Genomic DNA, 11969 nt, shown 5'->3' with positions numbered 1-11969 from the left:
ACAAAAAACAGCTGGTTTTTGCTCCTGCGTCGCTAATTTTAACCAGCTATTTTATTGCCTCTGATTGGGGCGTTAGCAATCTCAAGGAGTCAGAGTGATTATCAAGAATCGTGAATTAGTAGTTGAGCCGGGTAGACCATTTTTCAATGATGAATTAAAGAGACTGGAAAGCGCAGAAGTTCTCACTCAATTAGTTCTCTCAACTCAAGATCCTATGGTTGTTTGTTTAGATGCTCCTTGGGGGCAAGGAAAAACTACTTTCCTAAGGATGTGGGAACAACATCTTAAAGATAGTGCTGTACCAACTATATATTTTAATGCTTGGGAAAATGATTTTACAGATGATGCACTAGTTTCAATTATTGGGGAAATTAGCTCTGGAATTGACGAACTATCTACACCTGAAGATATCTCTAAGACTAAAGAGTACCTAGATAAGGCTAAAGGGTTTGGAGTAACTTTACTAAAAAGAACTGTTCCTGTTGCAGCAAAGGTTGCAACAGCAGGTGCTCTAGATCTTGATAAAGTAACAGAACAAGCTCTTGCCGGTTTTGCTGAGTCAATCGCAAAAGAAGAATTAGAAAATTATGAAAAATCAAAAAAGACTTTATCTGCATTTAGAGATTCACTACAGGAGCTAGCCACAAGTATTTCATCTAAAGAAGACCCCAAGCCGTTAGTATTTATTATTGATGAACTAGATCGATGTAGACCCAATTTTTCAATTGAAGTGCTTGAGAAAGCGAAACACTTCTTCAATGTGAGTAATATAGTATTTGTATTAGGTGCAGATAAAATTCAACTTGGGCACTCAATAAAGGCTGTGTACGGACAAGACCTCAATGTAAATGGCTATTTGAGAAGGTTTATAGATTTTGATTACCTTTTACCGCCTCCAGAAAAAGGTCTTTTTGTTAAAGCATTATTTAAGAAGTTTAACTTTAATATCTATTTTTCAAAGAAAACAAGAAGAGATTCACAATATGAAGGGCATCAAGCCTTAGAAATTTTTTCTGAATTTTTTGAAATATACAATCTTACTTTAAGAGAACAAGAGCATTGTTGTTCTTTGTTAAGCTTGGCTATTAGAACGACCCCTAATGAATATCCACTTTACCCACTATTCCTATGCTATCTAATAGTTTTAAAAGTTAAAGAACCAGACCTATATAAATCATTTGTTAATGAAGAAATGGGACCAACAGAATTATTTGAACATCTTTCTTCTAAAAGTGGATCCGAAGCATTAATTGAGAACAATTATGGAACGGTTCTTGAGACATATATAATGACATGTAAGTCTCAAAGTCACGATACTGACGGCGTCAAAGAAAAATACAATGCAGTTACTAGTTCTACTACTGCAAGCGATGAACAAAAAGCTCGAGCGCAAAGAATCTTAGGTCTAATAAACAAGTTCGATTGGGATGGCGGTGTTGGTATTTTAGGTTATTTAGTTAATAAAATAGAAATAGCGTCTAGATTCAGCTCATAGATTGCTAACAAGTCGTTCAAAAGGACAAAAAAGTTGGCTTTTGCTCCTGCGTCGCTAATTTTAACCAACTATTTTTTGCCTCTGATTGAGGCGTTATTGGAGATAATCGTGCTAAATAAAGTCGAAGAATGGATTAATTTAACAAACGAAAGGTTTTCTAATCAACGACAAAGTTGTGTGTTATTTGCTCGTAATTTCGCTGGTTTCTACTCTGAAGAGTTTCTATCTGATTCATATTTTGTAATCGTTGATAGCATTCCAAAGCCAGATTTACCCGAGTTACACCAAGCTGGTTTAGGTGACTTTCTTGATATGGAAGTTCAAGGCATTACATATAAAAATACTTATTACATAGTGCCGAGTGTCGCTCAAGATCTCCGTTTACACTTTCATGAATTAGTTCACGTAGCCCAATGGAAAACTCTTGGCGCTAGTGGCTTTTTACAACGTTATATATCAGAGATTCAAAGTGTCGGCTACAATGAGGCACCGCTCGAGAAACTAGCTTATGCATTTGATCATCACTTTTCTCAAGGCCGAGAAAAAGTTGATGTCCCAAGCTATGTAGAAAATAAAATATAACAAAGCATTTACGAGTGATACCTCACGGTTGGCAGTTTCGCTTCGCTCAACATATAGGCAGCGCTGCTCACTCCTTGATTTCGACGTAATAACCCTAGAGGAAAAAATGAAGATTTCGGAAATATTTGAAAATGAACCTACTCAGTGGGGGTTGCGAGGCGATCCTTTTCTGTGGCGCGAGTTGAAGGAAACCTTAACAGCGGTAGATATGCCAGCTACACCGAGCGAGTTGCAGGCTTTAATCGAGGCCGAGTACGAGAATGCAACTGGGCATTCTATTAGCGAACAAAAGCTGTTCTTCATCGAGAGGTTTTGCAGCCATGGTATGTCTAGTGGTGGTATTAGCCCTGATTTTTGGGTAGCCAAGGCCATTCCACTGTTGGTTAGCCGTCATGCAAAGCCATAACAAGGCTAACCAATATCGTACGCTGGGCAGGGTTACTCTTGTGTATCTGCCCTACCCTAGTTGCCATTAGCAGCCATTGCTGCAGCCAGTTAAGCGCGCCCTGTGCTTTAAACGGCAACTAGTTAGCCGCAGCCTTACTCAGTTTGCTCAACACCTTGGTGATCTTAGCTACTACCTCGTCACAGCCTTGCAGTTTATGCCGCGCCTTTAGGTATTGCGGGTCGTTATAGGAAAGCCATACCTTGCCAGCCTCGTCTTGCCATATAAGCATTTTTTGCGGTAAATCGATGGCAGCGGTACGTTGGCACTGCATCAACGGCGTACCAACCTTAGGGTTGCCAAACAGAATGATTTGCGTCGGTGGCAGTGCCATCCCAACCTTTGCTGCGCCAGCGCCGTGGTCGATACGGTTAAATACCGTTAGCCCTTTATCTGTGGCGATGCTTTCAAAGCGTGTGGCGGTGGCTGCAACCGAGTGGTTGCTTTGAACATTAACAACGCCTTGGGCGGCAACGGCGGCGAGTGAAAGTAGTAGCAACAAGGTGGTCGCAGTAATTTTGGCTAACATTTTGGCTAACATCAGTAAGCTCCAGTGGTGAGTCGCATCATTACAATAGTATGGCTGCGGGTACTAGCGGGTATTCGCTGCGACAACAGCAATGAATTTGTGGTTACCGTAGACGCTCTAATTGCGCCAAATTAGCTTCCGCTAAGCGGTAGCAACCGCATTAACAAGGCTGTGTAGTAGTTAGCTGTTGAGGTTTATCTTAAGCCTTCGGCTTCAACGATTTCGGTGCTGTTAGGGGACGGTGTAACGATGGCGGCGGTACATTCTTGTATGCAATTCTTGTATGCATTAGTGGGGGGAGTTTCGGCCGTTATTACGTGTTTTTAAGCGCCCACGCTACACCACGATGCGAATATTGTTATCGCTTAGGGTTCTGAGGGTTGCTAACAGCGCTTTGCGATCCACTTTGGGAGCGTGTTCATGCCACTGCAGCTGCTCTGATGTGGCTTCTAAATAATCGATAACCTCATCGATGGGTAATCTCGATTTGGGCAAAAATACATTGGCGGCAACCACGGAGCTGCCTTTGGAAATAATGTGCATCTGCAGCACAACTTTCTTCAGTTTGGTTTGATCAGCCTCGAAATAGTCGTTTTCCAATAATGTTCGCATCAGCCGTTTACGGCCATGGCCTAGAGAGTGGAAGGCTGCCCTAACCTCATCCAAAAATCGCGGTTGAGTATGCTTAATTAGACCCCAGTTGGTTGCTAGGTGATTAATGCCAATATCACTTCGGTAGATGGCACTGACGAAGAACGGATAGCAGAAGTGGCACAGAAACTTCTCTCGGTCGTTTAAGTTGCTGCGGCTGATTGCAATATCAAGTTGTTGGTAACGATTCAGTACCCGTAAAAAAATCTGGGCGATGATGTCGTCTTTGTTTTTGACGGTGCGATACAGGCTACCATTGGATAGCCCAGTGATCTGACAGAGCTCATTTAACGAGAACGCGAATATCCCTTTTTGCGCGATCAAACGTTCGGCGGCATCGACAATAAGATCTATACGTTGCTCTGACATAGTTGCTTCCGATAAGACAAAAAAACTGGGAGCCAATGGCTCCCAGTAAGAGCACTGATGATATCAGTTATTGGTGTGACAAGTGAGACAGGAGTACGGATCTGGGAACTGCTGATCGGTTACCCAATCGCTGTTACCCAACACCTTGAGGGTGTCGTCGTACTTATCTAGGTTACGCGCAGCATCGTGCACTGGGCGCTTTTTGATACCATCGTGGTTAGCACAAGGGCCCTGCTCTTGGCTTAAGCCTTCGGCACACTCAACGGTGTTAGCATTCACCTTCAGTGACGCCTTGCCGTGGTTCGGCATCAGCAAATCGTTACTGTGGCACCAGTGACAGCGAGATTCTTCACCGTGACCTTGTGGCGCGCCGTTGTTGCTGTGGCAAGAGGCACAGAAGTAAGGTTCAGCGGTGCTTGGCAGTATTGGTGAATCACCATTTAGGTGAATGTTGTCGATGCTATGACACAGCGAACAGTCGGCAATCTTCCAACCAAAGTGGTCTTCAGTCAGCGGGGCAACAGCTTGGCTGATGTCGTAGATAGAGAACTTGCCGTCTTCAGGTACGTTTTGTTCAGTGTTTTCCCACATCGGCCACATGGCAGCCCATTTGTATTCAACGATTTCATGTGGGTAGGTCAGCAACCACGTATCTGGCATTTGGTGGTTGGTGTTGCCGCCAAAACGTTCGCCCCAATCTGCTTTACAGTCGCTGGCATCGTCTGCTGAAAGCGGCTGTGGCAGCCACGTACAGTATTTACCGTCGGAGCCAACCATCGCCTCCAGTGGCACCGTCTCATTTTCAAAGAAATCAAGATCCTTAAAGAAGTCGGAACCTGCATCGTGCTCGCCGGTGTGCATCGACCAACCCTCAAAGCCACGGGCACGCTGGCCATTGATGCTGGTAATGGCGTACGACTCAACGTTAGAGCCTGTGCCCAAGGTTGGCCAGAAGGTTAAGCCAACGTCGATGCCGTACTCGTGATGCAGGGTCATCATCAAGTCAGTCATGCTGAGGGTACCTGGCTGCCACAGATCTGGGCGCAAGTTGTAGGCTTTAACTTCGACATCATGTGCAATGGCAACGTAACCGCGACCGTCACCAAAGTCGGCCACAACCTCAGGGATCACCACTTTACCGCCATGTTCTGCAAGGCGTGCTACTTCGCGCGCTTGTACCCATTCACGGCGATCGGTCATGGCCTGCGAATAGGGTTGCATCCGGACTTCTACGTTCGGACGCAGCATCCATTCCTCGGTGCGTTCGTAAGTGGCTTCTGGTTCACCGCCACCGTCGCGCTTGAAGTCGCCCTCGGTGTAAGCCAGACGTGGATACCAGTTGCTGTTTTCGAAGTTTTCGATACCGTCGTCGATGCTGAATTCACCGTCTTGGTTGGCATCGAACGACACGCTAAAGCGGTAGGTACCGATGCTGTCATCGAACTCACCCAGTTCGAGCTGAAAGTCGTCACGGACGTCGCTGATGTACAGCAACAGATCCAGCAAGGAGTATTGCCCCGCAGCGAATAGCGTTGAGTTAATGGACTGGGCAAAGTGCGCCTTCAGATCGTCGGCGTTTACGGTAATAACGTACTGGCTGTCGTCGGTAGTCAGGGTATTGTTACCGTTGGCGTCACAGTAGCGCTCGTCATCACGGCAGAATGCAACGCGTCCAAGATAGACGTACAACTCACCTTCAAGGGTTGAGTTTGGGGTTACGTCGACAGTGATGTTGTCGTAGCTTGGTGCTAATTCAGGCGTTGTAGGCTGCTCTGAAACCGAATCGGAAGAGTCACCACAGGCTGCAAGCAATAAACTAGCTGCAATGGTGGAGTATCTAAATTTGTTCATCATATCTTCTTTTTTTTATTTAAGTGGCGGTAAACCACCCTTGTTGGCTCGCTTTAAATACCAGATTGGCTTTAGTTGAAGCGCCAAGTAGGCGTTTGGCAGTTTCTATGTGGTAATCAACTCCTCGGGTTGTCATATTGATTGCATTCGATATTTCTTGTGAGTTAAATCCCATTGCCGTTAATAAGACAATCGACTTAGTTTTATCTTTATGTTCGCTCGGTAAGTTAGTCATTTGCCGAGCCTGCTCTAACGCGGTCTTCGCCCAACCTGCACTGGCTTGGGCTGGGCTGCTGCCGTAAGTAAAAAGTACCAGCCTGCCAACCACTACTGACTCTTGTTGCAGCTCAAATTCGAGAATTTTGTCCACTCCCAACAATCGAGTGTCGGCGGCATTGAGCGGTTTATTTAGTAATAGTTTTGCCGCTAATACTTTTAATTTTTCCGAAGATGATAGAAAGCTATTAAATAACGAGTTCTGATTAATTTGATCTCTTTCCGAGGTAATAAGGACGTGTTCCAAACAGGTCTCATCCAATTTTAGTAGGACCCAATCAAATGGTTTCATAACGATGTTATATATTGCTTAACTTGATGATTGGCATTCTAGGTGAGTTTGAATTCGTTAACTCGGCAATAGGTAAAATAATCAAACATCAATAAACCCGTGATTGCGATCACGAATGCCAAACTTTGAATTAACAAAGCCCTCTCTCTGCTACCCCAGTTGTGTGCGCACCAACGCAATTATGCTATTTTTGTCGGGTTGGCGCTTTGGGGGAGTGGCGAGCTTCTCCAGTCTGGCGCGATCGAGATCACATTAGGTTTTTACTCAGTTCGGTATCTAAGGCGACGCTGCGCCGGCGTACTGATGTGGCTATCCAACAGCAACAACAGGTTGTGGAATTGACTGCTGGTCATTTTTACTTGGCGTAGCGTGAAGAGCGCCAATGCCCAGCATAGTGGCAGTTGCGCATCGTACATAGCAGCAATATCGGCACGCCAAGCACTAGGAATAGAGTACCGTTACTACATCAGTTGTAAGGAGTTGCCTCCGGAACAAGCAAGGCAGGCAATACGCACCCAGCAAGGAATGGAATCGATGCACTGGCTAATGGATATTAGCTTTCAACAAGGGGCTGGCCAGATCTAGCGGGAAAATGTTGTTGAGAATTTGGCTGGCGTTCGCCATATGGCTGCCAATATGCTGCGCACCGACCACACCAAGATCAGCGTGCCAAGGAAGCACCAGCGCTACATGATAAATACAGGGTTGTTAGAGGGCGTGCTGCTTGCTGGGTTTACATCAGTGGTTAATTAATGGCGGTGTCACAGTTAAGTGTTGAGGTTTATATCAAGCCTTCGGCTCTACCGATTGCGGCGCTGTTAGGGGACGGTTAACGGTGGCGACGGCACATTCTTGTATGCAATTCTTGTATGCAATTCTTGTATGCATTAGTGGGGGGGGAGCTTCGCCCCCTTTGCCTTAGGTCGCAGCCCAAAACGCTTCTCTGAACTGCTCCAATGCGGCAGAAGATCAACTGCGGTCGTGCTTTGCCCTTGTACCAACACTCGCCAACCCATTGCAGCCACTCCCCGCACCAACAACCTACTAGTTGATTAACAGCTTCGAGGTTGATCACGGTAGCAGCATGTCGATATGCCTTAAAAAGATGGATTATTTACTTCCACGTCTATTAAAGATAAAGCATGCTAGGATATGAAAATAAGGCGTATAAACCTACGCAATCACTTATTAATCCGCATTAAAAGCCAATGCGAGTTGGAGTCACTAAAGGTGAAATTAAAGCTGGCTTTTATCGTGAGTGAGCATAAGGTTTGTCGCCCCCATAGGCGTAATAAACCCTCTAGCGTGTTTTCTACATGCGTAGGCATTGTATCACCCCCAAAAAGCGTTTTTGGCGGCGTAAGTTGGGGGATAAACCAATGAAGCTAAAGCTAAAAATTAGCGAAGATAGCTTTTGGCTGAAAGCACATACAATGCCCCAAGCATCGTGTGTTACAAAGCCTCTGGCATCTTAATAAGCTGTTAGTGCTCTTGTGGGAGTATCAAAGAAATCGAGGATAAGGGATGTACATAAGCTCATTAAGAATACGAAATTTTAGAAATTTTCTAAGTGCAAGTTTCGAGTTTAAAAAAGGCGTTAACACTATTCTCGGTGAAAATGGTTCAGGGAAAACCAATGCGCTTTTTGCTCTGAGGCTCCTTCTTGACGAGTCACTACCCAGAAATATCACAAAGTTACGAGATAGCGATTTTTGCCGTAATCTCGGGGACTGGAAAGGCCACTGGATTGTGATTTCGGTAGATTTTGATGAGCTGTCAGCTCATGAAGGCTGTCAAATGCTAAAACACGATGCTGGTCATATGGATGGCAGCGAAAAAGGCACTTTAACTTATTATTTCAGGCCTTGCCTGAAAATAAGGCAAGCGCTATTTGAAGCGAGTGGAAATGCAGCGTTAGCCCAGCAACTCATTGATGAGATTAGTATAGAAGATTATGAGCCTGTATTTTCTGGGAGAGCTAACGCCGATTTCCTATGCGACCATACATACCGAGACCTAGTTGGTGACTTTCAAAACTTTGTGTTTCCTGATCCTGACGACAAAGATTTTAAGGCTTATGGAGTAAAGCTTTCACCACTGCACGAAGAAGTATCCTTTACTTTTGTAAAGGCATTGAGAGATGTAGTTTCAGACTTAAAAAACTATAGAAACAGCCCGTTAATAGCTTTGTTAAAAGGGCTGGAATCTGAAATATCCGATAAAGATTCCAAAAACATTACTACCCTTGTTTCTGACATAAACAATGCAATTTCTGAGTTGGATGAAATTAAACAGGTTTCCAGAGGAATTCAAAAAACACTGCATAAAACGGTTGGTTATACATTTTCCCCAACCATTGATATTGAGTCGTCTCTACCAAGTGAGCTAGATAAACTGCTACAAAAACTTTCGCTAACTGTCGGTGACAATTATGTTGACGGTTATAGTGGTGACCTCAATGAGCTTAGTCTTGGTGGTGCTAACTTAATTTATGTCGCACTAAAACTACTAGAATATGAGCGAAAACAAGAAGCCGATAAAGCCGCACAGTTCTTAGTCATAGAAGAGCCCGAAGCTCACATTCATACTCATATTCAAAAAACATTGTTTGAAAATCACGCTATTAATAAGACTCAAGTATTCCTATCAACGCACTCAACCCATATTTCATCAGTGGCAAAAATTTCCGAGATGAACATACTTGGGTTGAACGAAAATCACGTTGATGTTTTTCAACCTTCAAACAATCTAAATCCCGCAGATTGTAGCCGCATAGAAAGATATTTGAACGCCACCCGCTCAACACTTCTTTTTGCTAAGGGAGTAATTCTAGTGGAGGGCGAAGCGGAGCTTATATTGATTCCTGCTTTAGTTAAAAAGGCTCTTGGCTTATCACTGGACGAGCTTGGAATTAGCCTAATAAGCATGGATAGCGCCTTTTTCGAGCACATTTCAAACTTGTTTCATCCCGAAAGAATACGAAAACACTGTGCAATTATTACTGACTTAGATACATCTACCGAACCCCTTCCTGATGATGAGGCTGGTGACAACAAGTATCAAAAGTCATGTCGAAACTCTCAAAAATCAGGGTTACTTAGAAAGGACAAGCTAGACGAACATACTAAGGATAATGATTTTATTAGCGCTTTTTACGCCAACTATACTTTTGAAGTTGACTTCGTAGGTGCTGATAATTCAATTGAACTCAAAGAAGTGCTCCCCTCAATTTATCAACAGCAAGCCGATATAGCTAAGTCAATAGGCTTGCTTGAAAATGGTGCAGTTGAAATCTATGGAAAAGAAATACTGCGTCTAGCCGACAAGGTTGGTAAAGGATGGTTGTCTCTGCTGACTTCTGAAAAAGTAACTTCTCAAACTTACGTTCCCCATTACATACTAGATGCAATTGCATTTTCATGTGGTCGCAAGCTTGCGCCTCAAATTCGTTATAAGATGTGCTGTTACAGGCTTTCTAACCCAATGCCAGTAATGAATGATAAAGATAAAGCAATACAATTTTTTGCCGAAAACCACGTGGATATTAATGCCTGTATTGATGAGTTTGAAAAACAATGCCCTGATGATGACTTGTCTTATCTGATTGGACAGCTGGATAGATAAGTATGAAATTAAGCGTTGAACAGCACGCTGCTGTAAACTGCAACGGAAATGCATACGTTACAGCGTGTCCAGGAAGTGGAAAAACTAGAGCTCTTACAGCACGAATAGCAAAAGGCGTTAAGGATTTAAAACATAAAAACAATAAAGTACTTGCTGTAACTTTCACAAACAGAGCTGCCGATGAAATAAAGACAAGACTAGAAGAAAATTATACCATCGAAAGTGGCCGCGTTTGGGCTGGGACGATTCACTCATTTGCACTCGAGTGGATAATCAAGCCTTATGCCTCATATTCTGCAACACTTAATTCTGGTTATTCAATTGCAGATGAATTTGAAACAAGAAGAATTATTAACAAATTAAAAGCTGATAAAGGTTTAAGGATTTTTGATGACGTAAATACAAGCTTTAATAGGCAAGGCATGGTTGAAAACCGTAGTGTCCGAGCAAAAGAAGTAGAGCAGGAATACCGTCAGATACTATCTTCAAGAAAGAAAATTGATTTTGACCAGTCACTCTACTTCGCATTTCAGTTAATGGAAGCGCTGCCAGAAATTGCCCAAACGTTAAGCAATATATTTACTCATATATGCGTTGATGAAGTTCAAGATACACAAGATCTTCAATATGCAATTTTATCCAAAATATTTAACGAGTCACATAAAAAGCCATCTTTGTTTATTGTAGGCGACGAGAATCAAGCAATTTATGGAGGCATTGGGGGGAAATCCCTTTCCTTAGCAGAATTAAACGCAGAATTTATGGGTAGCAATATCAACCTCTTTACATTTAGCGACAATTACCGCTCTACGCAAAGACTGGTTGACTACTTCTCTGTTTTTAGAGGAATTCAAGGAGGCTTATCAAAAGCAACGCATAGAAATGAACATGGAACCATAAGCTTTTTTAATCAATCAGTAGACAAAGACCGTTTGGCCGAAGCTATATCAGAGTTAATTCAAACAGAACTCAATAGTGGTACAAATGAAAATGATATATGTGTTATTGCTCCTCAGTGGGCACCGATAAGGTCAATGACAAAGAAGCTCATAACTTTACTACCGCAAGTAAAGTTTGACGCTCCAGCCTTGTCACCATTTCACGGCCAGCAAGACAATTTTTGGTTAATAGTTTCCAAATTGGTATTGACTGAGTCATCAGGAAGGTTACTAAGTGCTCGTGTTAGATGGGCAAATGAATTGCTAAATAATCTCATGGAAAGTCATCATCATACCCGTGATTTAACCGCTAAAAAGCTGCTTAAAGTTATTAACTCTTTTCACAGTAATACTGTTGTAGGCACAGAATACCTTAAAGAGTGCTTTGAGTTTATGTTGGACGAATTAGACATAGATTTAGCGCACGATTTGTTGCTCAAGGAACAATTTGACCTGTTCTTTGAAAAAGCTACTTCAAATATAGAAAACAACAACGGCCAATATGAAGACACGGTAGTTGCCCTTAAGAGCTTTTTTAAGGAGTCCACTGGAGTAGTTGTAAACTCTTGTCATGGGGTAAAGGGGGAAGAGTATAAGACAGTGATAGCATTCGGTTTACTTAAAGGTTTTGTCCCCCATTGGAGTGACATAATTAATCAACCTGCTCAAGTAGGACAAAATTCTGAGTCCAAAATGCTTTATGTAATAGCCTCAAGAGCAAAAGAGAAGCTTTTTTTATTTGCGGAATATGGGCGCAGAACTCAAGGTGGAAACCCTTATGAAACCTCTGCCATGTTGAGTGCATACAACTATCCATATGATTGAAGGTATGATTTGTTTTGTATTCCTAGTGGTAGCACTAACAAGGCACTGCACTCGGACAAATTTCCACTCCGCTCCAATTTGCCGGTGAGCGC

General features: G+C 43.1%; 9 protein-coding genes. 5 read left to right on the top strand and 4 right to left on the bottom strand.

Annotated features, from left to right (window positions below):
* Positions 1-94 precede the first annotated feature (94 nt).
* The 3 genes from HER31_RS04740 (at position 95) to HER31_RS04730 (ending at position 2483) form a co-directional block, all read left to right on the top strand.
* Entirely contained in the window at positions 95-1495 is a 1401-nt protein-coding gene (locus HER31_RS04740; protein ID WP_168659518.1) for a KAP family P-loop NTPase fold protein, read from the top strand.
* 33 nt (positions 1496-1528) lie between these two features.
* The gene (locus tag HER31_RS04735; RefSeq protein WP_476702600.1) at positions 1529-2077 is read left to right on the top strand and encodes a hypothetical protein; all 549 of its coding nucleotides are present in this window, start codon (positions 1529-1531) and stop codon (positions 2075-2077) included.
* Between the two features lie 106 nt (positions 2078-2183).
* Positions 2184-2483, top strand: a complete 300-nt coding sequence (locus tag HER31_RS04730; RefSeq protein ID WP_168659517.1) for a hypothetical protein — start codon at positions 2184-2186, stop codon at positions 2481-2483.
* Positions 2484-2601: 118 nt separating this feature from the next.
* Here the strand turns inward: HER31_RS04730 and HER31_RS04725 are convergent, their stop codons facing one another.
* From HER31_RS04725 to HER31_RS04710, 4 genes are all read right to left on the bottom strand, one after another.
* Positions 2602-3063 (bottom strand): DUF302 domain-containing protein, encoded by a 462-nt coding sequence (locus HER31_RS04725; RefSeq protein ID WP_238786890.1) that lies wholly within the window; start codon positions 3061-3063, stop codon positions 2602-2604.
* A gap of 324 nt (positions 3064-3387) precedes the next feature.
* Positions 3388-4071 carry a TetR/AcrR family transcriptional regulator gene (locus HER31_RS04720; RefSeq protein ID WP_168659516.1) on the bottom strand — a complete coding sequence of 228 codons (684 nt, stop codon included), beginning with the start codon at positions 4069-4071 and terminating at the stop codon, positions 3388-3390.
* A gap of 63 nt (positions 4072-4134) precedes the next feature.
* A complete protein-coding gene (locus HER31_RS04715) occupies positions 4135-5925 on the bottom strand; it encodes a hypothetical protein (protein WP_168659515.1) in 1791 nt (596 codons plus the stop codon).
* Positions 5926-5941: 16 nt separating this feature from the next.
* Complete coding sequence (locus tag HER31_RS04710) at positions 5942-6490, bottom strand: helix-turn-helix transcriptional regulator (protein WP_168659514.1); 549 nt, start codon at positions 6488-6490, stop codon at positions 5942-5944.
* Positions 6491-8014: 1524 nt separating this feature from the next.
* Here HER31_RS04710 and HER31_RS04705 point away from each other — a divergent pair.
* Both HER31_RS04705 and HER31_RS04700 read left to right on the top strand, forming a co-directional pair.
* Complete coding sequence (locus HER31_RS04705; protein WP_168659513.1) at positions 8015-10114, top strand: ATP-dependent nuclease; 2100 nt, start codon at positions 8015-8017, stop codon at positions 10112-10114.
* Between the two features lie 2 nt (positions 10115-10116).
* Positions 10117-11877, top strand: coding sequence for a UvrD-helicase domain-containing protein (locus HER31_RS04700; protein WP_168659512.1), 1761 nt, complete (start codon positions 10117-10119; stop codon positions 11875-11877).
* Positions 11878-11969 lie beyond the last annotated feature (92 nt).

The organism is Ferrimonas lipolytica, assembly GCF_012295575.1.
GTDB lineage: Bacteria > Pseudomonadota > Gammaproteobacteria > Enterobacterales > Shewanellaceae > Ferrimonas > Ferrimonas lipolytica.
This window is presented reverse-complemented; position numbering and strand designations above follow the sequence as displayed.

Coding starts and splice junctions, on each gene's coding strand:
- HER31_RS04730 (WP_168659517.1), top strand. CDS start 2,184: ATGAAGATTTCGGAAATATTTGAAAATGAACCTACTCAGTGGGGGTTG.
- HER31_RS04725 (WP_238786890.1), bottom strand. CDS start 3,063: ATGTTAGCCAAAATGTTAGCCAAAATTACTGCGACCACCTTGTTGCTA.
- HER31_RS04720 (WP_168659516.1), bottom strand. CDS start 4,071: ATGTCAGAGCAACGTATAGATCTTATTGTCGATGCCGCCGAACGTTTG.
- HER31_RS04715 (WP_168659515.1), bottom strand. CDS start 5,925: ATGATGAACAAATTTAGATACTCCACCATTGCAGCTAGTTTATTGCTT.
- HER31_RS04710 (WP_168659514.1), bottom strand. CDS start 6,490: ATGAAACCATTTGATTGGGTCCTACTAAAATTGGATGAGACCTGTTTG.
- HER31_RS04705 (WP_168659513.1), top strand. CDS start 8,015: ATGTACATAAGCTCATTAAGAATACGAAATTTTAGAAATTTTCTAAGT.
- HER31_RS04700 (WP_168659512.1), top strand. CDS start 10,117: ATGAAATTAAGCGTTGAACAGCACGCTGCTGTAAACTGCAACGGAAAT.